The organism is Xanthomonas sp. 3058 (assembly GCF_014199765.1).
GTDB classification, from domain to species: Bacteria; Pseudomonadota; Gammaproteobacteria; order Xanthomonadales; family Xanthomonadaceae; genus Xanthomonas; species Xanthomonas campestris_B.
In genome coordinates this window covers 12643-36007 of the sequence record NZ_JACHOF010000013.1, presented here as the reverse complement: position 1 = coordinate 36007, position 23365 = coordinate 12643, and the positions used below count along the sequence as shown (strand labels likewise).

Annotated in this window: 20 protein-coding genes; 12 read left to right on the top strand and 8 right to left on the bottom strand. The window is 65.4% G+C overall.

Annotated features, from left to right (window positions below; genetic code table 11):
• The first annotated feature begins 277 nt into the window (after positions 1 to 277).
• Together GGR61_RS15130 and GGR61_RS15125 are read left to right on the top strand one after the other, a co-directional pair.
• The gene (locus GGR61_RS15130; RefSeq protein ID WP_184409455.1) at positions 278 to 796 is read left to right on the top strand and encodes a c-type cytochrome; all 519 of its coding nucleotides are present in this window, start codon (positions 278 to 280) and stop codon (positions 794 to 796) included.
• 276 nt (positions 797 to 1072) lie between these two features.
• Positions 1073 to 2791: an ExeM/NucH family extracellular endonuclease gene (locus GGR61_RS15125; RefSeq protein ID WP_184622395.1), complete on the top strand. Its 1719-nt coding sequence runs from the start codon at positions 1073 to 1075 to the stop codon at positions 2789 to 2791.
• 678 nt (positions 2792 to 3469) lie between these two features.
• Here the strand turns inward: GGR61_RS15125 and GGR61_RS15115 are convergent.
• Positions 3470 to 3847 (bottom strand): MerC family mercury resistance protein, encoded by a 378-nt coding sequence (locus GGR61_RS15115; RefSeq protein WP_184622391.1) that lies wholly within the window; start codon positions 3845 to 3847, stop codon positions 3470 to 3472.
• Between the two features lie 60 nt (positions 3848 to 3907).
• Between GGR61_RS15115 and GGR61_RS15110 the strand changes: the two genes are divergently transcribed.
• Entirely contained in the window at positions 3908 to 5233 is a 1326-nt protein-coding gene (locus GGR61_RS15110; RefSeq protein ID WP_184409459.1) for a GTP-binding protein, read from the top strand.
• A gap of 75 nt (positions 5234 to 5308) precedes the next feature.
• Here the strand turns inward: GGR61_RS15110 and GGR61_RS15105 are convergent, their stop codons facing one another.
• A complete protein-coding gene (locus GGR61_RS15105; protein WP_184622389.1) occupies positions 5309 to 6190 on the bottom strand; it encodes an EamA family transporter in 882 nt (293 codons plus the stop codon).
• 66 nt (positions 6191 to 6256) lie between these two features.
• Between GGR61_RS15105 and GGR61_RS15100 the strand changes: the two genes are divergently transcribed.
• The 7 genes from GGR61_RS15100 (at position 6257) to GGR61_RS15070 (ending at position 13857) form a co-directional block, all read left to right on the top strand.
• Entirely contained in the window at positions 6257 to 6919 is a 663-nt protein-coding gene (locus GGR61_RS15100) for an alpha/beta hydrolase (RefSeq protein WP_184622386.1), read from the top strand.
• A 79-nt stretch (positions 6920 to 6998) separates the two neighbouring features.
• Positions 6999 to 8093: a cell division protein ZapE gene (gene zapE / locus GGR61_RS15095; protein WP_184622384.1), complete on the top strand. Its 1095-nt coding sequence runs from the start codon at positions 6999 to 7001 to the stop codon at positions 8091 to 8093.
• 682 nt (positions 8094 to 8775) lie between these two features.
• The gene (locus GGR61_RS15090; RefSeq protein WP_184409464.1) at positions 8776 to 9237 is read left to right on the top strand and encodes a MarR family transcriptional regulator; all 462 of its coding nucleotides are present in this window, start codon (positions 8776 to 8778) and stop codon (positions 9235 to 9237) included.
• A 105-nt stretch (positions 9238 to 9342) separates the two neighbouring features.
• Positions 9343 to 9771, top strand: a complete 429-nt coding sequence (locus tag GGR61_RS15085; protein WP_102580170.1) for an organic hydroperoxide resistance protein — start codon at positions 9343 to 9345, stop codon at positions 9769 to 9771.
• A 440-nt stretch (positions 9772 to 10211) separates the two neighbouring features.
• A complete protein-coding gene (locus GGR61_RS15080; protein ID WP_184622382.1) occupies positions 10212 to 11378 on the top strand; it encodes a nucleotidyltransferase in 1167 nt (388 codons plus the stop codon).
• 776 nt (positions 11379 to 12154) lie between these two features.
• Positions 12155 to 13261 carry an SAVED domain-containing protein gene (locus GGR61_RS15075; RefSeq protein ID WP_184622380.1) on the top strand — a complete coding sequence of 369 codons (1107 nt, stop codon included), beginning with the start codon at positions 12155 to 12157 and terminating at the stop codon, positions 13259 to 13261.
• A gap of 179 nt (positions 13262 to 13440) precedes the next feature.
• On the top strand, positions 13441 to 13857 hold the full coding sequence (locus GGR61_RS15070; protein WP_184409465.1) for a hypothetical protein: 417 nt from the start codon (positions 13441 to 13443) through the stop codon (positions 13855 to 13857).
• A 186-nt stretch (positions 13858 to 14043) separates the two neighbouring features.
• On the opposite strand, the gene GGR61_RS15065 is transcribed toward GGR61_RS15070, so the two are convergent.
• From GGR61_RS15065 to GGR61_RS15050, 4 genes are all read right to left on the bottom strand, one after another.
• Positions 14044 to 14346, bottom strand: coding sequence for a hypothetical protein (locus GGR61_RS15065; protein WP_184409466.1), 303 nt, complete (start codon positions 14344 to 14346; stop codon positions 14044 to 14046).
• Between the two features lie 153 nt (positions 14347 to 14499).
• Positions 14500 to 15303, bottom strand: coding sequence for a 2,5-didehydrogluconate reductase DkgB (gene dkgB / locus GGR61_RS15060; RefSeq protein ID WP_184622378.1), 804 nt, complete (start codon positions 15301 to 15303; stop codon positions 14500 to 14502).
• 72 nt (positions 15304 to 15375) lie between these two features.
• Positions 15376 to 16404 carry an NADP-dependent oxidoreductase gene (locus tag GGR61_RS15055; protein WP_184409468.1) on the bottom strand — a complete coding sequence of 343 codons (1029 nt, stop codon included), beginning with the start codon at positions 16402 to 16404 and terminating at the stop codon, positions 15376 to 15378.
• 117 nt (positions 16405 to 16521) lie between these two features.
• The gene (locus tag GGR61_RS15050) at positions 16522 to 17493 is read right to left on the bottom strand and encodes an aldo/keto reductase (RefSeq protein WP_184622376.1); all 972 of its coding nucleotides are present in this window, start codon (positions 17491 to 17493) and stop codon (positions 16522 to 16524) included.
• 232 nt (positions 17494 to 17725) lie between these two features.
• Here GGR61_RS15050 and GGR61_RS15045 point away from each other — a divergent pair, with 232 nt between their 5' ends.
• The gene (locus GGR61_RS15045) at positions 17726 to 18580 is read left to right on the top strand and encodes a class I SAM-dependent methyltransferase (RefSeq protein WP_184622374.1); all 855 of its coding nucleotides are present in this window, start codon (positions 17726 to 17728) and stop codon (positions 18578 to 18580) included.
• Between the two features lie 325 nt (positions 18581 to 18905).
• Positions 18906 to 19478: a pseudouridine synthase gene (locus GGR61_RS15040; protein ID WP_184622372.1), complete on the top strand. Its 573-nt coding sequence runs from the start codon at positions 18906 to 18908 to the stop codon at positions 19476 to 19478.
• A gap of 355 nt (positions 19479 to 19833) precedes the next feature.
• Here the strand turns inward: GGR61_RS15040 and GGR61_RS15035 are convergent, their stop codons facing one another.
• On the bottom strand, positions 19834 to 20265 hold the full coding sequence (locus GGR61_RS15035) for a hypothetical protein (protein WP_184409472.1): 432 nt from the start codon (positions 20263 to 20265) through the stop codon (positions 19834 to 19836).
• Positions 20266 to 20729: 464 nt separating this feature from the next.
• A complete protein-coding gene (hrpB, locus tag GGR61_RS15030; RefSeq protein WP_184622370.1) occupies positions 20730 to 23231 on the bottom strand; it encodes an ATP-dependent helicase HrpB in 2502 nt (833 codons plus the stop codon).
• Between the last annotated feature and the right edge of the window lie 134 nt (positions 23232 to 23365).

Below are 23365 nucleotides of genomic sequence, written 5' to 3'. Positions count from 1 at the left end.
CGGCGACTCCTCGTAGGCGGACAGGGCGAGGCGAGAACCGCGTCACCCTGGGTTGTTGGGAATGATACGCAATTCGGCGAGCCACACCAACGCGCCATGCGGCATTGCGGCAATTCACTGGCGGGCGCAAGCGTATGCGCGGACAAGAGTCATAGCGCGCGGGGGCGAAGCGCGCACCGCTGCGAAAAGTGTCATGCACAGTGGTCAGACTGGCGCGAACTGTGCTCTATACTCCGGCGCTAGCAGAGGTCTTCGACCAACAGCCAGGGGTGAGCGCGTGCGGAATTACGACCTCGAGTTCCTGAAAAAATTCTCGATGGTGATCGGACTACTGGTGGTGATCACCCTGGGCCTGATCGCCCTGGCAGCCTATTTGCAACGCGCCGTTCCCGACGAAGTCTCACCGACAGCGGCCAAGCGCGTGCAGCAACGCATCGCACCGGCTGGCGCGGTGTATGCCGGCACGACTGGCGCATCCGCACAAGCCGCTGCCCAGGCGGCGGCACTGGCCAAGGCGGCTTCGCAGTCCGCCTATGGCGGTACCACCGACGGCAAGGTCATCTTCGACAACCTGTGCACCGCCTGCCACACCAACGGCGTGGGCAAGGCGCCGACGCTGGACCACTCGCATTGGGACGCGCGCATCGCCCAGGGCAAGGACACCTTGTACAAGCACGCGATCGAGGGCTACACCGGCCCTGATGGCGGCATCATGCCGGCCAAGGGCGGCAACCCGTCGCTGACCGAAGAACAGGTGCGCGCGACGGTGGATTGGATGCTGGCCAATCTGAAATAGCGGTCCGCGCGCCGCCACACGGTTATGCCTGGCGTACGTCTGACAGACGGCAGACGCATCCGGTCGAGGCGCCATCTCGGTTTGTTTGCCTCGGCACGTGCGCCGTGCGTGCCAAGCGGGAGCGGTGACGCTGCCGGCGGTCGCATCGGCCGTCTCGTTCGTCTATCGGCTGGCAGCTGCTGACCGCCTTTTGTTAGCCTGCCGCTGCGCCTCGTCGCTACGCGCCGCCTTCCGGGCGGCGTTTGTATTTGGTCCAGCTCATTAGGGAGAGTGTCGATGTCGCGTTGCCCGCTTGTTGTGCTCGGTCTGTTCGGTCTGCTGGCGCCATTGCTCGGCAGCGCTGCCGATGGCGCACCGCAACGTCTGTCGATCGCCGATGTGCAGGGGGAGGACACCCGCAGCCCCTACGACGGCCGCGTGGTGGAGGTGGAAGGCATCGTCACTGCCGATACCCGCGCCGGCCTGGCTGGCCTGTTCGTGCAGCAGCCCGGCTTTGAGCCGCGCCGCTCCCACGGGTTGTTCGTCACCGGTGCCGGCGCTGCCGAGGTGGCGGTGGGCGACCGGGTACGCATCGTCGGCACGGTGCGCGAAGTGTCCGCAGGCGGTGAGGCGAGCCTGACCACGGTGGATGCCAGCAGCATCGAGCGACTCGCCAGCGGCCAGCCGGTGCCGCTGCGCATGCTCAGCGGCCCGCCGGCCAACTGGGAAGCGCTGGAAGGCGAACACGTGCGCATCGCCGCGCTCACGCTCAACGGCAGCGACCGCCTGGATACCTACGGCGAACTGGTCGCCGCCTTCGGTGGACGCCTGTGGCAGCCGAGCGAAGTGGCCGCTGCCGGCACTCCGGCCTTCGCACAGGTGGAGGCCGACAACGCGCGCCGCCGCGTGCTGCTGGACGATGCGCGCAATGGGCGCAGCCCCAAGACGGTGTCCTATCTGCCGGCCGATCCGGTGCTGCGCACGGGCAGCCTGCTCAAATCGGTGGACGGCATTGTCGACCAGCGCTACGACGGCAATTACCGCATCCAGGTGCTCAATCCGCTGACGCTGCCGGCGCTGCCGACTGCGGTCGCCCCGCAGGTGGGAGGCGATCTGCGTATCGCGGCGTTCAACCTGGAAAACTTCTTCAACGGCAATGGCCGTGGCGGCGGTTTTCCGACCAAGCGCGGCGCGCGGACTCCCGAGCAGTTCCAGGCGCAATTGACCAAGTTGGTCGCCACGATCATGCCGTTGCGGGCCGATGTGGCTGCGCTGATGGAGCTGGAAAACGATGGCAATGATGCCGATGCGGCGGTGGCGCAACTGGTGGTCGCGCTCAATGGCGCTGGCAAGGACAAGGACTGGCAGTTCGTCGACACCGGCAGCGGTCCGGGCGACGACGCGATCCGGGTCGGCATCGTGTATCGCAGTTCGCAGGTCACTCCGGTCGGCAAGCCGGCGACGCTGACCGGTGGGCCGTTCGACAGTCATAGCCGCGTGCCGTTGGCGCAGGCGTTTCGCAGCGCCCGTGGCGCCACCTTCGTGGTGGTCGCCAATCACTTCAAGTCCAAGGGCTGCGGCACCGCCAGCGGCGCCGATGCCGACCAGCAGGACGGCCAGGCGTGCTGGAACGCGACCCGCAGCGAGTCGGCCAAGCGCCTGCACCAGTGGCTGCAGACCGACCCCACCGGCGCGCAGACCAAGCTGGCCGTGTTGCTGGGCGACTTCAATGCCTACGCAATGGAAACCCCGATGCGTAGCCTGCGCGCCAGCGGCTGGCAGGATGCCTTCGCAGTGGCTGGCGTGAAGCAGCCTTATAGCTACGTGTACAACGGCATGAGCGGGCGCTTGGACCACGCGCTGCTCAGTCCGGCGATGGCCAAGCAGCTACGTGGCGCGGCCGAATGGCATATCAACGCCGATCTCATGGACGATGCCGGATACGCCAAACGCGACCTGCCCGGGCCGTGGCGCAGTTCCGACCATGACCCGGTGCTGCTGGGCTTTTCGCTGTAGCACGATCTGGTGCGTCTTGGTGGATACAGTCAGAAGCCCAGCTCAAACGCTGAGTGGGTCGAGGGCGCGGTGCCCTCACCGCTCGCGGGACACGCCGTGAACCCGTCCCTGGGGGCTCGGTGGCGGCATCCATGCCGCCACACGGTCCCGCAAGCGGCGAGGACACCGCACCAGAGACTCCGCTGGTTGCTTTGTTTAGAACCATGCATGCCGACCATCTCGACTGGTCCTTGCCCACCCAGCGTCGCGGGACCTTACGCGGCATGGATGCCGCGTAAGAGCTTACAAGGACGTCCTTGCAGCGTGTCCCGCGACGCTGGGCGGGCAAGGGCCCTGCAGCCAGGCCGCAGATCAGCCGGCCTGCAGTAGGCTGACGCGAAGTCGTTTTGTTAGCCTCTCTAAGGCAGGTCGCTCGCGGAGCAACGGGAACCATCTACTTTCAGTGTGATGCACCTGAGCCCGTAGCATCAGTTTCAGATAGCGCGGTGAGGTATGAGAATCTCGCAAAACTCAAAGCCCTGCTTGATGCTGGTGCGATTACGCCGGCCGAGTACGATGCCGAGAAGAAGAAACGCGTGGGCAACTGAGTGCAAGGCTAAGAATTCATTCAAGCCGAACCTGCTTCTTGGGTCTTCCTGATTCAGGCGTTATGCATTTGTATAGAGTTGATTGCCAGGTCTAGCAGTGCGCGTTGCGACGCAGCCGCAAATTGACCAGATGGGTGCTGGCCAGCAGCAGGCTGCCGGCGACCGTGATCGGCGCTTCCAGCGCAGCGCCGACCAACCCGCTTGCTCCCAGCACCAGTCCGGTCAGTCCGGCGATCGCCAATGCCCACACCGCTGCCGGCAGCGGCCGCTGCCGGTGCGTGCTCCATAGCGCATAGCCGCTCAGTGGGACTGCCGCAGTGGCGAACACCACATGCACCCATTCGGCCCGGCTCCAGGCGCCCAGCAGCGGCAGTGCGGCCGCCAGCAGCGGCAGCGCCAGGCAATGCAGCAGGCACAGGCTCGATAGGGCGATGGCCGAGCTGTCCAGTAGAGAAGCGGTCGCGCGCATCGGGGGTGCCTTGTCGAAGTAATGTTATACAGTAACACTTCCTTCCACGAGGTTTTCCGGATGTCCGTGTCCATCGCCCGCGATCCGCGTCTTCCCGTCACCGTGTTGTCCGGCTTTCTCGGCGCCGGCAAGACCACCTTGCTCAACCGCATCCTGCACAACCGCGACGGCTTGCGCGTGGCGGTGATCGTCAACGACATGAGCGACGTCAACATCGACGCGCAGCTGGTGCGCGACGGCGGTGCGGCCTTGCGACGCACCGAGGAAACGCTGGTGGAGTTCAGCAATGGCTGCATCTGCTGCACGCTGCGCGACGATCTGCTGCAGGAAGTACGGCGGTTGGCCGAACAGAAACGCTACGACTATCTGCTGATCGAATCGACCGGCATCGCCGAGCCGATGCCGGTGGCGGCCACCTTTGCGGTGCGCGATGCCGACGGCTTCAGCCTGTCGGACATCGCCCGGCTCGACACCATGGTCACGGTCGTGGACGGCACTCGCTTCCTGCAGGATTTCGGCTCGGCAGCCACGCTGGCCGAGCTGGGGCAGCAGGCCGGGCCGGACGACACCCGTGGGCTGGTGCAGTTGCTGGGCGAGCAGGTGGAGTTCGCCGACGTGCTGGTGATCAGCAAGTGCGATCAGATCGACGCACAGCAGTTGCAACGCCTGCGCGCCGTGCTGCGTGCGCTCAACCGCGAAGCGGCGCTGGTGGACGCCGTGCATGGCGAGGTGCCGCTGCGTCAGTTGCTCGACACCGGCCGCTTCGACTTCATCCGTGCGCAACTGGCGCCGGGCTGGATGCAGGAACTGCGCGGTCAGCACACGCCGGAGACCGAGGAATACGGCATCAGCAGCTTCGTCTATCGTGCGCGTCGGCCGTTTCACCCGCAGCGTTTTGCGCGCATGGTGCAAAGCGGGCTGCCGCAGGTGATTCGCAGCAAGGGCTTTTTCTGGCTGGCCAGCCGTATGGATTGGGTCGGCGAACTGTCCAGCGTCGGCGGAGCCACGCAGACCAATGCGGCCGGCTTCTGGTTCGCCGCACGCCATCGCGTGGATGCGCACGCGATCGGCGAGCCGCTGCAGACCAGCATCACCCCGCTGCCGTATACCGACATCGGCTGGCAGCGTCAGCAGACCCAATGCTGGACCGCACCGCTGCCGCAATTGCACGAAGTGGGCGATGCCAGCGAATACGCGGCCATGCAGCGGCTCTGGCACCCGTTGTGGGGCGACCGTCGCCAGGAGCTGGCGGTGATCGGTGTGGACATGGATGCGCCGCGCACGCGCGCTGCGCTGGATGCCTGCCTGCTGAGCGATCAGGAATTGCGCCAGGGCCCGGCGCAGTGGCAACTGCTGGACGATCCGTTCCCGCACTGGGAACGTTGAGGTCTTCGCACGCCGTCATGCATGCGCGCCGGTTGCGCACGCATGACGGCATGGCGTGGCCAACCAGCGGGCGCCTCAGCGCGATCCCCACGCAATCAGCGCAATCGCCAGCACCGCCAATGCCAGGCCCACGCGCGTCCAACGCGTAGTGCGTTCGCCGAACAGCGTGATGCCGGCCAACGCACCGAGCGCCACCACACCGATGTTCATCGTTGCAAAGACCGTGGCAGGGCTATGCGGCAGGCTCTGGTGGGCGCGCACGTAAAACAGGATGTTGCCGAAGTTGAGCACGCCCAGTAGCAGACCGGCGGCAATGCTGCGCGGATGCAGCCGATGCCCACGCTGCATGCGCACCAACTGCACACACAGCAGCAACCCGAACGCGATGGCAAAGCACAGCGTCAACGCAGTGAGCGAGGACGTGCCCGACAGCGCAATCGTCTTGAGCAGGATATCGATCAGCGCAAAGCCCACCCACACCCCGAGCAGCCAGGGCCACGCGCGTGCCGGCGCGCCGGTCGTCGATGCAGGCGCGACCGCCGATGGAGCGTGCGCGCGCTGCACGATGCCGACGATGGCCAGCAATCCAACGCCCAGGCCGGCCAGCTTCCAGGGCCCGGCAGCTTCGCCGAAGACGGTAAATGCCGCCGCCAGCGACAACAGCAGCGACAGCCGCTGCGCCACGTCGCTGCGCACGATGCCGGCCACGCGCACCGAGCGCGCCAGCAGCAGAAAAATACTCGGCAGTGCAACCGCAAGGCCCAGCAGCGCCAGCCACGGCGTGTTCGCCGCGCTCAGGCTGGAAAATGCAGGGTGCAGCAGTGCCACGGCCAACACGCTGGCGGTGGCGTAATTCCAGGTAATGGCCTGGAACACGTCGATATCCCGACGCGGCGCCAGCTTCAACAGCACCGACACCAGGACACTGCAAACGACGGCAAACAGTAGAAAATGCATGGGCAACGCAACGAGGTGTGCAGGCAGGGCGATGAACGCGGCCGGCGGGACGGCTATTATGAGCGCATGTCCAATCCCCCATTCCCCACCGAATCGGCCGCGTTGACATTGGAGGGGCCGGTCGGTCCGCTCGATGTCGCGGTCGATCTGCCCGAGCCCGATGTCGCTGCGCAAGCGGTTACCGCCATCGTCTGCCACCCGCTCTCCACCGAGGGCGGCAGCATGCACAACAAGGTTGTCACCATGGCCGCACGCGCGCTGCGCGAGCTGGGCATCACGGTGGTGCGCTTCAATTTCCGCAGTGTCGGCAACTCGGCCGGCAGTTTCGATCATGGCGATGGCGAGCAGGACGATCTGCGCGCCGTGGCCGCCTGGGTGCGCAGCCAGCGCCCGGGCGACACGCTGTGGTTGGCCGGTTTCAGCTTCGGCGCCTATGTGGCGTTGCGTGCTGCCGGATCGCTCGAACCGCAGGCGTTGATCTCCATCGCGCCACCGGCCGGGCGCTGGGATTTCAGCGACATGCAGCCGCCGCAACAGTGGTTGGTGATCCAGGGCGACGCCGACGAGATCGTTGATCCGCAAGCGGTGTACGACTGGCTGGAGACCTTGGAGCAGCAGCCCGAACTGGTGCGCATGCCCGATACCAGCCACTTCTTCCACCGCAAATTGATCGACCTGCGCGGTGCGATCCAGCATGGTGTCCGGCGCTGGCTACCGGCCGCCGTCTGACTGCGGCTCGGTCCACGCGTATCGTCTTGCGATGCGCCGTTGAGCGGGCAAGGCAGCAGCCGGCCTGCGGAGAACTACGATGAGTGAGATGACCCCGTCGCAGCGCTACGCTGCCGGCGTACAACGCGGCGACTGGCGCGCCGACCCCGCGCAGCAAGCCGCGTTGGCCCAGCTGGACCGTATCCACGAAGCACTGGTGGACAGCGCGCAGGATGGCTGGCTGGATCGGCTGTCGGCGTTCTGGAAAAAGCCCGAGCCGGTGCGTGGCCTGTATTTCTGGGGTGGCGTGGGGCGTGGCAAGACCTTTCTGGTCGACCTGTTCTACGACGGCCTGCCGATCAAGCAGAAATACCGCACGCATTTCCACCGTTTCATGCGCGGTGTGCACGAGCAGTTGCGCGAGCATGCCGGGCAGAGCGATCCGCTGGCCAGGATCGCGCAGCAGTGGCGCGAAAATCTGCGCGTGCTGGTGCTGGACGAATTCTTCGTCACCGACATCGGCGATGCGATGCTGCTGGCGCGCTTGCTGGAACGCCTGTTCGCCGAAGGCGTGACCCTGGTGACCACCTCCAACACCGCACCGGAAAATCTCTACGCCAACGGCCTGCAGCGCGACAGCTTCATGCCGGCGATCGGCTTGCTGCAGAAGTTCTGCGTGGAGTTGTATGCCGAAGGCACCGAGGATTACCGCATGCGCGCGTTGACGCGCTCGCCGGTGTATCGCGCGCCGCTGGATGCGCAGGCCGACGACTGGCTGCTGCAGCGCTGGAGCGAATTGAGCGGCAATGCCGAGGCACGCAGCGGCACGATCGACATCGAATCGCGCAAGATTGCGGTGCGCGCACGCGGCAAGAGCATTGCCTGGTTCGACTTTGCAGCGCTGTGCGAAGGCCCGCGTGGGCCGGGCGACTACATCGAGATCGCGCGCGAGTTCACGACGGTGTTGCTGGGCGGCATCCCGCACTTCGACCGCATGAACGAGGACGCGGCGCGCCGCTTCGTCAATCTGATCGACGAGCTGTACGACCGCCACGTCAACCTGGTCTGCACCGCGCAGGATGCACCGCCGGGGTTGTACAGCGGCCAGCGCCTGGCAGGCGCCTTCGAGCGCACCGCCTCGCGCCTGATCGAGATGCAGAGCGCCGACTACCTGGCCACTGCGCATCGGGCGTGAATGAGTTGCAGGACATGCGAGGGCGACCGTCCCGCATGGATTGCGTCGCTGGCCGGTTGATCTCGCGGATGCAGCCACGTCATCGTTGCGTAGCGTGGCGGTCAGGGGATTTCCCACTTGCTGCGGCGCGCGACAACGTCGAGGACTTCGGCATCGCCGTCGGGAAAGCGGCGATTGGTCGGCGATAGGTCGGCATGCATGTCCCGGCGCACGCGGGCGCTGGATCGGTTCCTGGCTGCACGCCTGTGCGATGTCATCAAGGGATCAAGAGGCCTGGCCCTTCCCGTGGATCCGCTGGTCCTGCCTGTCTGCAGTGTCTTGGCCGGCTGCTTCCATGCAACCGGCGCGGTACGCGACGCTGGCGTCGTCCGCGCGCAGCGTCCAGCACACGCGCATGTCGTGGCGATGTATTCGCTGGCCTGCAGCTTCGCTGGCTGCAATCACATGCTTGCTGGCGTGTCAGCGGACCGGCATCGCTGACACGGCAGTGCGCGTGCGATCTGTCGAAAACGCAAACACGCGGCATCGTTGTGCATGCCTGCGATGCGTCTGTGCTGATCTACACGCTGCGTAATCCTGATGTGCATATTGCTCAGGGCCGGCTAATGCATCTCGCCACGCACTTCCGGCACGGCGGTAAAGATCGCTTGAAATTAAATAGCGCGCGATGTAATTTGCAGGCATGAACACCGCCACTGCCACCACCGCCCGGACCGACGCCCTGCTGCAGCTCGACCATCAGCTGTGCTTTGCGCTGTATTCGGCCAACCTGGCGATGCACAAGCTCTACCGTGGGCTGCTGAAGGCCTTGGACCTGACCTATCCGCAGTACCTGGTGCTGCTGGTGCTGTGGGAAACCGATGGCCGCAGCGTGTCGGAGATCGGTGAGCGCCTCTATCTGGATTCGGCCACGCTGACCCCGCTGCTCAAGCGCCTGCAGGCTGCCGGCCTGGTCACCCGCACCCGCGCCGCCAAAGACGAGCGGCAGGTGATCATTGAACTGACCGATGCCGGCCACGCTCTGCGCGCCAAGGCTGGCGCGGTGCCCGAGCAGGTGTTTTGCGCCTCGGCATGCTCGCTGGACGAACTGCGTCAACTCAAACAGCAACTGGAAACGCTACGCTCCAACCTCGGTAACGCGTGAGCGCATCCCTGCGCACCTGCAGCCTCTTCAACAAGTCGTACACGATTCAATCGCCAACTATTCAACTACACCACGCGCTGACAGCGCTCACTCTGGAGAACCACCATGGCCTCACCTGAAAAAGTCCTCTACACCGCCCATGCCACCGCCACGGGCGGCCGCGAAGGCCGCGCCGTGTCTTCCGACAAGGCGCTGGATGCCAAGCTGTCCACCCCGCGCGAGCTGGGCGGCGCTGGCGGCGACGGCACCAACCCGGAGCAGTTGTTCGCTGCCGGCTACGCGGCCTGTTTCATCGGCGCGATGAAGGCTGTCGCGGCGCAAGACAAGCTCAAGCTGCCGGGCGAAGTGAGCATCGACAGCAGCGTCGGCATCGGCCAGATTCCGGGCGGATTCGGGATTGCGGTCGAACTGCGCATCGCGGTGCCGGGCATGGACCAGACCGAACTGCAGGCGCTGGTCGACAAGGCCCACCAGGTCTGCCCGTACTCCAACGCGACCCGTGGCAACATCGACGTCACCTTGACCCTGGCCTGATCCACGCCAGCACCGCCGCGCGCACGACGCGCGGTGACGTCAGCAACGGCCCGGCGCATGCGTCGGGCCGTTCTTGTTGCAGGTGTGCGGTTCCGCAACAACGGCAGCCACCCCGCACCGATGTGCCAGCGCTGCCTGGCACTTGTAGCCATGGGCCAATAGCAGGTTGTACGAAACTATTGGACCAAGAGCCGTTCGGTTGCCCACTTTGACCGTTCGTCGGAACATCTAGGGCGCGACCTCCGAGTCTCAGTCTGTGAGACTCAGGGCACTAAAGATCGCGCCTTGTTAAAATGTGGCACCGTCCACATTTCTAATGCCGCTTGTTTTAATTGGGCAAGTCGATGGTGGCTGCACCAGCGACGGTAACGAGGCAGGGCGGTCGACGCGCACGTCGCCCAGCAGTACGCCGAGCCGCGGGACAATCATGGGAGCGTTCGATGGACAGCTTGAATCCGAAGTCGCGGCTTGAAGTATTGTTGAAGGACATCGACTTGCCGGACGGCGCGTACGAGCGTGCCGAACGGCGATACCAGGACCTCGCGAGGTGGATTTCTAGGGATGGCTCCACGCTCGCGCCGTTCGATGCCCATATCTTCGTGCAAGGATCGTTCGCGTTGGGAACGGCCATCAAGCCCGTCAATCCCGACGAGGAGTATGACCTCGATTTCAGTTGCAAACTGCGCACCGGCGTTTCCCGCGACTCGCACTCGCAGTCCGACCTAAAGGAGATGATTCGCGTCGAGCTCGAGGCCTATCGGAAGGCTCGAGGCATCCAGAGCCAGCTCGAACCGAAGCACCGTTGCTGGCGACTGAGCTACCAGGATGACCTCGCGTTCCATATGGATGTCGTCCCGGGGCTTCGCGCCGATGACCAGCGCCGAGCCGTACTCACCGAACGCATGGCGACCGCCGGTTTGGACCGGCCGTTGGCCGCGGAGATCGCTCGTCGCGCCCTCTGGATCACCGACGATCAGCGCCCCGACTTCGACGAGTTGACGCATGACTGGCCATCCAGCAACCCCGGTGGTTACCAGAAGTGGTTCCTGTCTCGCATGGAGAGTCGGCAGTCCCGCGCCTTGGTCGAGAAAGCACAAGTTGATCCCGTCCCCGTATTTCGTGCACGCCAGCCCCTTCAGCAGACGGTGCAGCTCCTGAAGCGGCATCGGGACGTGATGTTCGCTGACCAGCCGGACATGAAGCCGGCCTCTATCTTGATAACGACAATCGCCGGATTGGCTTGCATTCCCGGAGAGCCGCTCGAAGTCACCTTGAGGCGCACGCTTGAGCTCCTGCACGAGGTGCGTGACAGCCAGGCCGCACGCATTCTCAATCCGATCAACCCGCACGAGAACTTCGCGGATCGGTGGACCGGACCGAACTGCCCTCTGCGGTACAACTTCTTCCGCTGGATTGATGCGTCGCTGCGCGCGTTCGAGGCTTGGCGTACGCTCGATGTGCCCCAGCGGCTCGTTGAGGTCGCCAGCGACGATTTTGCAGTTTCACTCGGAGCCGATGCTGCTCGAGCGCTCACGGGTAGCGCGGCAACGGCGCCAAGGGCGCGCCAGGTGGCCATCGAGGCGCCGCCGGCGCCGTGGCTCGGCTGAGGCCGATGCACTTCACCGAAGCGGATATCGACGAGCTGCTCGACGCCTTCCCGCGATTGCGGCGGCGCCCGACCCGCCAGCGGGGGGGCGCCGTCGTTGCAGGGTTCATCCTCTTCGAGGCATCGTCGTCCGGCAAGCCGGCCATCGCCGACGAGTATCGAATTCGACTCGAGGTCTCCCTTGACTCGTCGTCTGCGCTACCCAAGGCGTTCGAAGAAGGAGGGCGGATCCCGGCTGTCGGCGATCACCATGTAAATCCTGGTGGCGACCTATGCTTGGGATCTCCGCTCAGAATTTTGCAGACCCTCGGACCTAACCCGACGCTCGTCGCGTTCGTCGAAAAGTGTGTCGTGCCGTTTCTATACGCAGCGTCATGGCGAGAACAGGGCTTGCCCGGCTTTCCGTTCGATGAGCTTGCGCATGGCGCCCCAGGGCTCGTGGCCGACTATGAGAGCCTATTCTCTGTTGTGGGTCCGTACCAAGTCGCGAGGGCTCTGTTTCTACTTGGCAAGCGAAAGCGCGTGGCGAACAAGATGCCGTGTCCGTGCGGCTGCGGACGTCGCCTGGTGAAGTGCACGACCCATGCACGGCTAGCGTCGTTTCGTCGTTTGGCTCCTCGGTCCTTTTACGTAAAACAGGCTGCGGTGGTTCTCCGGGTGGTAGCTTGACGACACCTCTTCCCCACGTGCGCCGCGCCATCGTTTGAAGGCACTGCCCATACGCGACATGTCACTCTTGGTTGCTCGGCCCGGTGAGTTGCTTAACTTGAGGTTGGAATGAGCTGGAACACGAAAGCGCAAGAATGGGTGTCCACACTGGTCAAGTGGGTCACCCGTCGCCGCCACGCAAGTCGCGCACTGTTGATGGCGGGCGCGCCGATCGTTCTTGCAACCCTCGCCGGCGGTTGGACGGTTGGGGTGCGTGGTTCCGCAGGTGCACTTCATTTCCTGGGTTTTGTCACGACGAGTGATGGCCTTCCCCGGCTTTGGCTGATCATCGCGCTCATCTCGGGATTGACTCTTTTGGCTTTAGGCACCTGGATGTCGTTGAGCGATTGGCTTTCTGCCAGAAGGGCCGCAGGTCGCAGTGCAGTGATTGCGATGGAACTCAGGGGCCTCGTCGACACATCTGATCATCCGCTCCTGAAGTCTGTGCCTCGTGAGCTGATAGGACAGCGGCTCGACGCGCTGATCGATGTTCGAGAATCGGTTCAGGCGGGCGCGATTGACCATGCGTTGCGAAAGATCCTTGGTATTCCTGATTTGATCCAACGCCTGCGTGGTTCCCGCGAGCTGGGCCAGGTTCAATTGGTGGTGGCGGGCGTGCTTCAGGTGCCGTTGCTCTTTCTCGCCGGTGTACTGCTCGACGACGAAGGACGGCTGACACCGCTCGACTGGCATCGGGCGACAAGCGCATGGCGACGGCTTGATGAACCGGATGATGGAGAGCGCTTTGCCACCAATGGGATTGATGAACTATCCGCGGGCTCTTCGCACGTCGTGCTTTCCGTGTCCGCGTCCTACCGCACCGACCACTCGGCCATCCAGACAACCTTTGGGGGCGTGCCGGTGGTATCTCTCTCGCTGTCCAATCCTCTACCAGACACGCTTTGGTCGGGTGCGAAACAGGATGCCCTAGCCGCGCAGTTCGTTTCGACTGTTGCAAGCCTCGGCAATCGAGGTGTTCGGCGAGTCTCATTGATTCTGGCGGCGCCCAGCAGTCTGGTTATTCGTATTGGGCGCGCCTACGACCGGAGGAACATGCCGGAAATCGCCTGTTACCAGTACGAGCGTACATCCGCGCCTGCATACCCGTGGTCTGTGCTGATCGAGCCCGCCGGCACGCGCATCGTTCTCACGACACATGATGGGTTCGTGCGCTGATACCCTGCGTGGCGATTACAGCTGTAGCTACCACCCTTCCGATGCGACTGATCAAGCGCTGAAGTGCAAAGCGTGAGCCGGGTCCAGCATTAACGGAGACATTTTTCCAACGACTGGCTCACTTGATTCTCACAGCGTATGGTGTGAATTATGTTGCACAGCAGCATCGGAGCTCAGTAATGCGCGACTCACGCATCGAAAAGGTCGATCTGGCCCTTACCCAGATTGCCAAGGACCCATCGGAAAAGGTGGCGCTCTGGCAATGGGCGTGCCGCGAGATGCTGCATGAGACGCTGATCGGCATGCACCAGCTTTCGCACCTGGCCGGTATCGCCCAGCAGGTCGCCAACGACTGGCGCGCACCGGTGGACGTGATCGCCCCGGAAAAGCCCTATCTGGCGGCTTCCGCCCTGGCCGATCGGCGTCTGCCGCAGGTGCTCGATGGCCTGGGCAATACGCGCGACGACAACGACCGCGCCAATCTGTGGCGTGTGCGCTATGCCAGCCTGATCGCCGCCACGCTGCAAGGCATGCAGGCGCTGGCCGAGAAACACCGCATCGATCGCCAGGCGATGGCATCGGGGCAATTGAACTAAAGCAGTCGACTGACGACTGCGCTGATCGTCCGGTGGGCGCGCCGGTGTCCGGAATGGCAGGTGCCGCCAGTCAGGCGCTGCATTGCGTCGCGGGTCTATCCCTTTCTGATCGCTGCTTGCTGCCTCATTGGCCGCCCAGCGTTTTATCCAAGCGCCGGGCGGCTGGCCACTGGGTCGATGGGCGCCTCAATGCCGAACGGCCGCCTCTTCCAGATGCCGCCAGGCGTGTCGCACGAGCCAGCGCGCCTGATCCCAGGGCACCGACAGCATCGGTTGGTAGTGGTAATACCCGTCCTGCAACACGCGATACAGCTGCGCTTCGGTGGCGCGTGGATAGGCCAGATAGATGTCGTAGCCAAGCGTGAGCAGCCGCGCATAATCGGCGAAATCGTAACCACCCAGATGGCCTTCGGCATGCAGATCGCGCCAGTAGGCGATCTCTGCGTCGAGATTGACGACGCGGCCGGTCAACACGGATGCGGTGTGCATGGGCAGGACTCCGTTGTCGAGACTACCCCCCTGTGCATCGCACCGTAGCAGCGCCTGCCGCATGCAACCAGCGCGCGACGACAAGCGGTCGTCGCGGCTGCGCTGCCACGGGCCGAGCGTTGGCGATCCGTCGCCAAAACCGCGACCTCAATCTCAATCCCAGTCGGGGGCGATGGCCTTCGGGTTGGCCAGGCGCTGACCACGGTCGAGCGTGGCGATCTCGGCCATGTCCTGCGCGCTCAGTTGCAGCGTCTGCGCCTTGAGGTTGCTTTCAAGATTCTCGCGCTTGGTCGAGGACGGGATCACCGAATACCCCTGCTGCAATGCCCAGGCCAGCGTGACCTGCGCCGGGGTGGCGTGGTGACGCGCGGCAATGGCCTGGATCACCGGATCCTTCAACACCTCGCCCACCGCCAGGGTCATGTACGAGGTGACATGGATGCCTTGCTCGCGCAGGAACGCGATCAAGCTGCGGTTCTGCAGGTACGGATGCACCTCGATCTGATTGGTGGCGATGGCGTCGGCCCCCAGGATCTCGATGGCCTGCCTGATCAATGCAATGGTGAAATTGGACACGCCGATCGCGCGCGTCAGGCCCTGTTGCCTGGCCTCGTTCAAGGCTTCCAGATACTCGCGCATCGGTACCTGATCCTTTGGCGAAGGCCAGTGGATCAAGGTCAGATCGACGTCGTCGGTGCCCAGCTTGCGCAGGCTTTCCTGCAGGCTGGGCAGCAAGGCATGACGCTCGAATTTGTCGACCCAGATCTTGGTGGTCAGATACAGCTGATCGCGCGGCACGCCGGATGCGGCGATGGCTTGCCCGACCTGTTCTTCGTTGTCGTAGATCTGCGCGGTATCGACCGCGCGATAGCCCAGCTCCAGTGCGTTGCGTACCGAGTCGATGACGACCTGGTCCTTGAGACGAAAGGTGCCGAGGCCGAATGCGGGGACAGTCATTGGTTTCCTTGAGTGACGGGATTGGGGAGTAGGGATCAATAAAAGCGGACGGTTTGCATGGCGGGCGCGGTGTCAGTCGAGTGCGACCACGGCCTTGCCGAAGTTTTCGCCGCGCAGCAGGCTGATCAGGCCTTGCGGGGCGCTGTCCAGGCCGTGCAATACATGCTCGCGGTAGTGGATCTTGTCTTCGCGCAGCCATTGGCCCATTTCGCGCAGGAAGGCGGGCATCAGGCGCAGGAAGTCGTGCTGGATGAAGCCGCGCACGGTGAGCCGCTTGCGCAGCACCTGGCCCATGAAATCGGGCAGGCGATCCGGCCCTGGCAGCGCCTCGCCGCGGCTGTTGTAGGTGGCGACCACGCCGCACACCGGGATGCGCGCAAAGGCGTTCAATTGCGGCACGACCGCATCGAAGACCTTGCCGCCGACGTTCTCGAAGTAGATGTCGATGCCGTCCGGGGTGGCGGCACGCAACTGGTCGGCAAAGTCGTCGGCGCGGTGGTCCAGGGCCGCATCCACGCGCAGGGTGTCGCGCAGGTAACGCACTTTCTCCTGGCCACCGGCAATGGCGACCACGCGCAACCCTTGCAGGCGCGCAAGTTGCGCCACGGTTGCACCGACCGGGCCACTGGCGGCCGCCACCACCAGGGTTTCGCCCGGCTGCGGCTTGCCGATCTCGTGCAGGCCCGCATACGCGGTGAAGCCCGGCATGCCGTACACGCCAAGCGCTGTGCTCGGTGGTAAGCCGTCGTCCTTGGGCAGCTTGCGCAAGGGTGTCTCCGGGGTAAGCAGGGTATGCGTCTGCCAGCCGCCCGACAGCACCAGCAACTCACCGGGGCGATAGTCGGGATGATGCGATTCGATGACTTCGCCCACCGTGCCGCCTTCCATCACCGCATCGATCTCGACCGGTGCGGCGTAGGAGGGACCGTCGTTCATGCGTCCACGCATGTACGGGTCCAGCGACAGGAAGCGGTTACGCACAAGGATCTGGTCGTGGCCGGTCGGCGGCAAGGCGACGTCTTCGAGACGGAAGTTGTCTGCCGTGGGTTCGCCATGCGGACGCGAGGCCAGCACGATGCGGCGGTTGGTGATGGATGTCATGGGAGATTCCTCGCGGAAAAAACCGCGCGTGGGGTCGGAAAGCACAGCCGCGATGGCGGCTGCGCGAGGGTGTGCGGGGACGCGACGCGCGTTCGCCCGGGTTGCAGGCAGGCGGCGTCAGGCGGCGTCGGATGGCTCAGGCGCGCTTGCCGCATCCAGCTGCGCAACCTGATCGGCACTGAGCGACACGCGTGCCGCGGCCAGTACGTCGTGCAACTGGCGCACGCTGGTGGCGCTGACGATCGGGGCGGTCACACTCGGCCGCGCGATCAACCAGGCCAATGCAATCTGTGCGGGCGTGGCGTGATGGGTGGCAGCCAGATCATCCAATGCCTGAACAATGCGCAGGCCGCGTGGATTGACGTATTGCTTGACCACCGAGGCGCCGCGCGCACTGCTCTTGCCGGCGTCGGCGGCACTGCGGTATTTGCCGGTCAGAAAACCGCTGGCCAGCGAGTAATAGCTGATGACGCCGAGCCCGCGTTCGCGCACCAACGGCTCCAGCTCGGTTTCGTAGCCGGCGCGATCGTAGAGGTTGTATTCGGGCTGCAGGCTTTCGTAACGCGGCAGCTTGTATTGCTCGGAAATATCCAGCGCATCGCGCAGGCGCGTGGCGCTGTAGTTGGAGGCGCCGATCGCGCGCACCTTGCCTTGTTCGATCAACCGACCGAACGCGGCCAACGTGGCTTCCAGCGGAATCGATTCGTCGTCCTCGTGGGCCTGATACAGATCGATCACATCGGTCTGCAGACGGCTCAGCGAATCTTCCACCGCCGCTGCGATGTTGTCCGGCGACAGGCCTGGATGCTCGCTCCACTTGGCCACCTTGGTGGCGATCAATACCTTGTCGCGCTTGCCGCTGCGCGTGAGCCAACGCCCGATGATGGTTTCCGATTCGCCACCGTGGTTGCCCGGCACCCAACCCGAGTACGTATCGGCGGTGTCGATCAGATTGAAGCCGGCATCGACAAAGGCGTCGAGCAATGCGAACGAGGTCGCCTCATCGGCGCTCCAGCCGAACACATTGCCACCGAACACGATCGGTTGAATCTGCAGGCCGGAGCGGCCTAACGCACGGGCTTGAGTCATCGCGGATGTTCCTGATTCGAACTGCCCACAGGATAGTCATCCGCACCGATGTTGCGTGTGACATCGATGTGGATTCTGCGTTCTGCCGATCGCCCTCATCGGATCACAGGATCTGAACATGTCGCCACGTGTCGAGTGGCGCACGGTGTCATGCGTGGCCGACGCGGGCACATGGCAGTCCCCGGACCGCATGCTAGGCTCGCGCTACTTTTCCCGGAAGAGGGGCACTGCAATGATCCGCAACAAGCTGGCCTGTGCGTGTGTGATGAGTCTGGTGGTGGCGATGAGCGCGCCGCTGGCGATGGCGATGAAACCGGCAGATAGCGCAACCCTGCCGGCACCGGATAAGGCGCTGCAGGCGGCCATCAATGGCAGCTGGCGCGATCGGGTGTACGTGCAGCGCGATGTCTATCGCCACCCCGGCCAGACGCTGGCGTTTTTCGGCATCAAGCCCACCCAGACCGTCATCGAAATCACCCCGGGCGGCGGCTGGTATTCGGAAATCCTGGCGCCGTATCTGCGCCAGAAGGGCAAGTACGTCGCAGCCGTGGTCGACCCGGCATCGGCGCCGGAGGGTCGCAGCCGCGACTATGCGCAGAGCGCGCGCGACGAGCTGGAGAAGAAGCTGGAAGCCAACCCGGCGATCTACGGCAAGCCGTCGATCGTGTCCTATGTGCCGAAGACGCCGTCGTTCGGCGTGGACAATTCTGCCGATCTGGTGCTGACCTTCCGCAACGTGCACAACTGGCGCATGGCCGGCAATGCCGAAGCGATGTTTGCCGGCTTCTACAAGGTGCTCAAGCCCGGCGGCGTGCTCGGCGTGGTCGAGCATCGCGCCAAGACCGATGTGCCGGCCGACGACAAGAGCGGCTATGTGGGTCAGGCGCAGGTGATTGCGATGGCCGAAGCTGCCGGCTTCACCCTGGCCGGCAAGAGCGAGCTCAATGCCAACCCGCGCGACACCAAGGATTACCCCGGTGGCGTGTGGACGTTGCCGCCGAGCAACAAGCACGAGGCCGCCGACGATGCCAAGTACAAGGCCATCGGCGAGAGCGACCGCATGACCTTGAAGTTCGTCAAACGGTGATCGATTGCCTGCATGCCGGCGCGCACACGGCGCGTCCGGCATGCAGGGGCCACAGTGTGGTGCCGGGCAAACGATGATGGCCGCATGCGCGCGCGCGCGCCATCCAGGCGCGTGCGTCGTGGAGGGTGCATCCATCGCAGCTGGTGCCGATCGCCTGCATCCAATGCGCAGGTGCGCCTGCGATCTCCGCTGACCACGCAAGAGTGCAACCGCCGAGCGAATGCGCTGCGCGCCTCGCTCCGTTATCGGTCCGCCGCATCCATCATCCGCACGAGGCCATGCGCAGCTGTCGTGCGTGTCCGTGAACTCGCGCTACAGGATTCGCATGTTGGTGCTGTTGAACAAACCTTATGGCGTGCTGTCGCAATTCAGCGACCGCTCGCAGCCGCCCAGGCGCACACTGGCCGAATTCGGCTTGCCTGCCGACGTGTATGCGGCGGGCCGTCTGGACCACGACAGTGAAGGCTTGCTGTTGCTCACCGACGACGGTGCACTGGCGCACCGGTTGACCGACCCGCGCCACAAGCAACCCAAGACCTACTGGGTGCAAGTGGAAGGCGCGCCGGAGCCGGCACACCTGCAGGCCTTGCGCGATGGCGTGCTGCTGAATGACGGCCCGACCCGTCCCGCCAAGGCGCGCATGCTCGACCCGGCGCCGGACCTCTGGCCGCGCGATCCGCCGGTACGCGTGCGCAAGACCGTGCCCGATGCCTGGCTGGAACTGCAAATCACCGAAGGCCGCAATCGCCAGGTACGGCGCATGACCGCATCGGTGGGTTTGCCGACCTTGCGCCTGGTGCGCGTGGCCATCGGCGACTGGAGACTGGACACGCTCGCACCCGGTCAGTGGCGCAGGGAAGACACCCATGGCGCGCGCCCGAGTCGGACGCGGCGCTGAGCCCGATGCATTCGGTACCTGCGTCGCTTCACTGCAGTGCACGGACATCACGCGGGGATCCGTTACGCAGAGCGCCGCAGCCCGTGCGTGCCTGGATCGCCCGGCCACCCAGCGATGCGTATCCAGCCGCGCGTTCTGCGATGCGTGGTGATCGCAGTGACGCCACAGTGGATAGCGGCGATGACACTTGATCGATGGTGGCCCGCCACGCGCGCGGGGCCGCGCCACATCGTTCGGCCACGCACGTCCGCACCGATGCCGTTGTGATTTGCCGGGTGACCGGGCGCCATCCACAGACGACAACGCCACGGCGCGGGGCCGTGGCGTTGTTGGTTTTTTCCGTCAGACCGGCGGCTTATTCGATGCCGTCGCTCGGGGTCACCGCACCGCGACGCTGATAGGCCGCGCGGCGTGCATTGGCGTTGCCGGCGTGTTCGCGGTCCAGACGATGGACGTTGCCGCCGAGCACCTGCTGGTCACGCTGGCGCTTGCGATAGACCGCATAACCGATCAGGCCGAGACCTGCGACGGCAGCCGCCACGGTGATCGCAGGATTGCGCTTGACCAGCTTGCTGGCGGCCTTGCCGCCGCTGCGCACGGCGCCCAGCGCAGCACCGGTCTTCAGCCAGTCGCCGGCGCCCGGGCGCAGATGACGCAGGCTGCTGCCGGCGTTGCGGGCCTGGTCGCCTGCATTGGAGGCAGCGTGACGCAGATGGTCGCCCGCATTGCCCGCCAGCTCCAGGGCACGCTCCAGGGCGCGTTCGGTGATCACAGTCAGCTTGCTCATTGGAGGCGTTTCCTTTCCGAGTACGTGGGCTGCAGTGTGTGGTCTGGTGCGTATAGACGGTGTTAGCGGCGCCGGGACTTGTTTGGCTTGCGGTTAGGAAGCAATGCAGGCCCGCTTCGATGGTGAGCGCATGGGGCACGGCGACGATCTCGGCTGCGGCTGTGCCTTCCCCCCTTGGAAGAAAGTGTCCAAAGGCGCGGATCAGGGGCGAGCGAAACCTCGTGTCGTGCAGTGCTGAGTGGCTCGGCTGCGTCCCCTCACGCGTCGCGGTCCGCGCTGACAGCGCGGGCGTCAACGGCGCGCCTGCCAGTGGCGCGCAAGCGGCGCCTTGTCGCCCGGCAGCAAGAGGCTGCCAGTGCCACGTGGTTGCGTCCTGTGCCGTCGCTGTCCCATGGATGGTTGGGCGGCGCCGCACAAGCCGTTGAGCACCTGCCATGGTTCGCCGCCGCTGCGGCCAAAAACGATCAGGTGCCGCGCGGTTTCGCCCTGTGCGTCGCCGTCGCCGTCCACGGGTCATCTGGCCACGGATGCCGGGGATATCGCCCTTTCATTTCCTTCCTCACGTCTGGATAGGTGGTCGCCCAGAAGCTCTTCAGGTCCTGTGTGACCTGCAACGGGCGCCCACCCGGCGAGAGAAGATGCAGGGTCAGCGGAATGCGGCCGTCGGCGATGCGCGGGGTGTCGGCCAGGCCGAACAGTTCCTGCAGTTTGACCGCCAGCACCGGCGGCAACGGCTGCTCGGCATGGTCCAGGGCGTAGACGATCTGTCGCTCCATGCCCGAGGGCACGCTGATGCGGGTGGGCGCGTGGCGGTCGATCAGCTGGCGCCGGTCCCACGGCAAGGCGGCCTTGAGCGCGTCGCCCAGGCTGGCTTCGTCCAGCGTGTCCAGGCGGGTCTTGCCGGCGAAGGCCGGGCGCAGCCAGGTGTCCAGCGTGTCCAGCAACGCGGTATCGGACAGGTCGGGCAGCGCAAGCTCCGGCATCCAGGCGCGCAGCGATTGCAGGCGTGCGCGCCATTGGCGCAGGCCGTCGGTCCAGGGCAAGGCATCCAGGCCCAGCTGACGCACTGCCTCGGTCAGTGCGCCGGCCGCCTGCGCCGGATCGACGCGGCCGGCCGGGCGGCTGTCGAGCACGATGCGGTCGAAGCTGGATTGCCGGCGCGCGACCAGGGCGCGTTTGTCGGGGTCCCACTGCACCAGATCCTGCTGCACGAAGCGCTCGGGCACGCTGCGGCGCAGATAGCCTTCGTCCACCGGAGCGGCGCGCAGCAGCAGCGCGTCCTTGGGTTCGTAACGCAATTCGCTGGCGACCAGCCACGGCTCGCCGCGCAGATCGCTGTGGTCGAACAGGCGTGCGCTGCGGCCTTTGGCGAGCAGGTAGCGCAACGGATCGGTGGGATGGCGTGCGGCGATGCGATCGGGAAAGGCGTGCGAGAGCAGATCGCCGAGCGCGTGCGCTTCCACGCTGGCCGGCGCGGCGCTGTCGCAGCGCAGCCGGCGTCGCCATTGTTTGGCGGCGCTGTCGATCGCCGCCAGTCCGCTGCGGTTGGCGTCATGCGCGCTGCGGCCTTGCCGGAACGCAGCCAGTGCGCGCCAGCGTGCGGCCAGTCCATCGCCGCCCTGACGCAGCGGGTCGCGCGCTTCGAGCAGTGCGGCCAGATCGCAGGCCAGCGCCACGCGGGTTGCATCGCCGGCCAGCGCCAGCATCGCGGCCAGGCGCGGATGGGTGCCGAGCGCGAGCATGCGCCGGCCCAGCGCGGTGATGCCGCCGCGCTCGGTCAGCGCGCCCAGCCGTTGCAGCAGCTCATGTGCGGCGGCCAGTGCGCCGGCCGGCGGCGCATCGACAAAACGCAGTGCGGTACTGCCCCAGGCAGCCAGTTCCAGCGCCAGGCCGGTCAGCTCCACCTGGGTGATTTCGGCGCGGCGCTGCGGCTCCAGTCGTTGCGATTGCGGCCACAACCGGTACGCCCAGCCGCTGGCCACGCGCCCGGCGCGGCCGGCGCGCTGGTCGGCCGAAGCCTGCGCAATGGTGGCGATATCCAGCCGCGAAAAGCCGCTGTTGGGGTCGTAGTGCGGCTCGCGCGCCAGCCCGCTGTCGATGACCACGCGCACGCCAGGCAGGGTGACCGAGGATTCGGCGACATTGGTGGCCAGCACCACGCGGCGGCGTCCCTGCGGATCGGGCTGCAGCACCTGGCTCTGCGCTTCGACCGCCAGCTCGCCATGCAGCGGCAGCACCTGCACCGCCGGATCCAGCACGTCCTGCAGCGCGCTGTGCACGCGTGCGATCTCGCGCTGGCCGGGCAGGAACACCAGCACATCGCCCGGATGCGTGGCCAAGGCCTGTTCCACCGCACGCCGCGTTTGCGGTTCCAGAGCTTCGTCGCGGCGTGCGGGGAAATGCGTGACGTCCACCGGAAAACTGCGCCCTGCGCTGCTCAGGCGCGGCGCGTCGAGAAAGCCGGCCAGCCTTTCGCCATCGAGCGTGGCCGACATCGCCACGATGCGCAGGTCCTCGCGCACCTGCGCCTGCACGTCCAGCGCCAGCGCCAGGCCGAGGTCGCCGGCCAGATGACGTTCGTGGAATTCGTCGAACAGCAGCGCGCCGATGGTTTCCAGCATCGGGTCGTCCTGGATCAGCCGGGTCAGGATGCCTTCGGTGACGACCTCGATGCGGGTGCGTGCGGAGGTCTTGTTCTCGAAGCGGATGCGGTAGCCCACCGTCTCGCCGACCGGCTCGCCGAGCTGGCGGGCCATGAACACGGCGGCGCTGCGGGCGGCCACGCGGCGCGGTTCGAGCATCACGATCTTGCGACCGGCCAGCCACGGCGCATCCAGCAGCGCCAATGGCACCTGGGTGGTCTTGCCGGCGCCGGGCGGGGCTTCCAGCACCAGCCGCGGATGCGCGGCCAGGCTGTCGCGGATCTGCGGCAACAACGGGGAAATCGGAAAAACGGGCTCGGTCATGCGCGGGAAGGATACGGTTCCCATGCAAGCGGTGCGACCGACAGAAGCGTGGTGTGTCGAGGGCTCGGTGCCCTCGCCGCTCACAGGACATGCAGGAAATTCGTCCCTGGAGTCTCCGTTGCGGCATTCATGCC

Coding starts and splice junctions, on each gene's coding strand:
- GGR61_RS15125 (WP_184622395.1), top strand. CDS start 1,073: ATGTCGCGTTGCCCGCTTGTTGTGCTCGGTCTGTTCGGTCTGCTGGCG.
- GGR61_RS15115 (WP_184622391.1), bottom strand. CDS start 3,847: ATGCGCGCGACCGCTTCTCTACTGGACAGCTCGGCCATCGCCCTATCG.
- GGR61_RS15110 (WP_184409459.1), top strand. CDS start 3,908: ATGTCCGTGTCCATCGCCCGCGATCCGCGTCTTCCCGTCACCGTGTTG.
- GGR61_RS15105 (WP_184622389.1), bottom strand. CDS start 6,190: ATGCATTTTCTACTGTTTGCCGTCGTTTGCAGTGTCCTGGTGTCGGTG.
- GGR61_RS15100 (WP_184622386.1), top strand. CDS start 6,257: ATGTCCAATCCCCCATTCCCCACCGAATCGGCCGCGTTGACATTGGAG.
- zapE (WP_184622384.1), top strand. CDS start 6,999: ATGAGTGAGATGACCCCGTCGCAGCGCTACGCTGCCGGCGTACAACGC.
- GGR61_RS15090 (WP_184409464.1), top strand. CDS start 8,776: ATGAACACCGCCACTGCCACCACCGCCCGGACCGACGCCCTGCTGCAG.
- GGR61_RS15085 (WP_102580170.1), top strand. CDS start 9,343: ATGGCCTCACCTGAAAAAGTCCTCTACACCGCCCATGCCACCGCCACG.
- GGR61_RS15080 (WP_184622382.1), top strand. CDS start 10,212: ATGGACAGCTTGAATCCGAAGTCGCGGCTTGAAGTATTGTTGAAGGAC.
- GGR61_RS15075 (WP_184622380.1), top strand. CDS start 12,155: ATGAGCTGGAACACGAAAGCGCAAGAATGGGTGTCCACACTGGTCAAG.
- GGR61_RS15070 (WP_184409465.1), top strand. CDS start 13,441: ATGCGCGACTCACGCATCGAAAAGGTCGATCTGGCCCTTACCCAGATT.
- GGR61_RS15065 (WP_184409466.1), bottom strand. CDS start 14,346: ATGCACACCGCATCCGTGTTGACCGGCCGCGTCGTCAATCTCGACGCA.
- dkgB (WP_184622378.1), bottom strand. CDS start 15,303: ATGACTGTCCCCGCATTCGGCCTCGGCACCTTTCGTCTCAAGGACCAG.
- GGR61_RS15055 (WP_184409468.1), bottom strand. CDS start 16,404: ATGACATCCATCACCAACCGCCGCATCGTGCTGGCCTCGCGTCCGCAT.
- GGR61_RS15050 (WP_184622376.1), bottom strand. CDS start 17,493: ATGACTCAAGCCCGTGCGTTAGGCCGCTCCGGCCTGCAGATTCAACCG.
- GGR61_RS15045 (WP_184622374.1), top strand. CDS start 17,726: ATGATCCGCAACAAGCTGGCCTGTGCGTGTGTGATGAGTCTGGTGGTG.
- GGR61_RS15040 (WP_184622372.1), top strand. CDS start 18,906: ATGTTGGTGCTGTTGAACAAACCTTATGGCGTGCTGTCGCAATTCAGC.
- GGR61_RS15035 (WP_184409472.1), bottom strand. CDS start 20,265: ATGAGCAAGCTGACTGTGATCACCGAACGCGCCCTGGAGCGTGCCCTG.
- hrpB (WP_184622370.1), bottom strand. CDS start 23,231: ATGACCGAGCCCGTTTTTCCGATTTCCCCGTTGTTGCCGCAGATCCGC.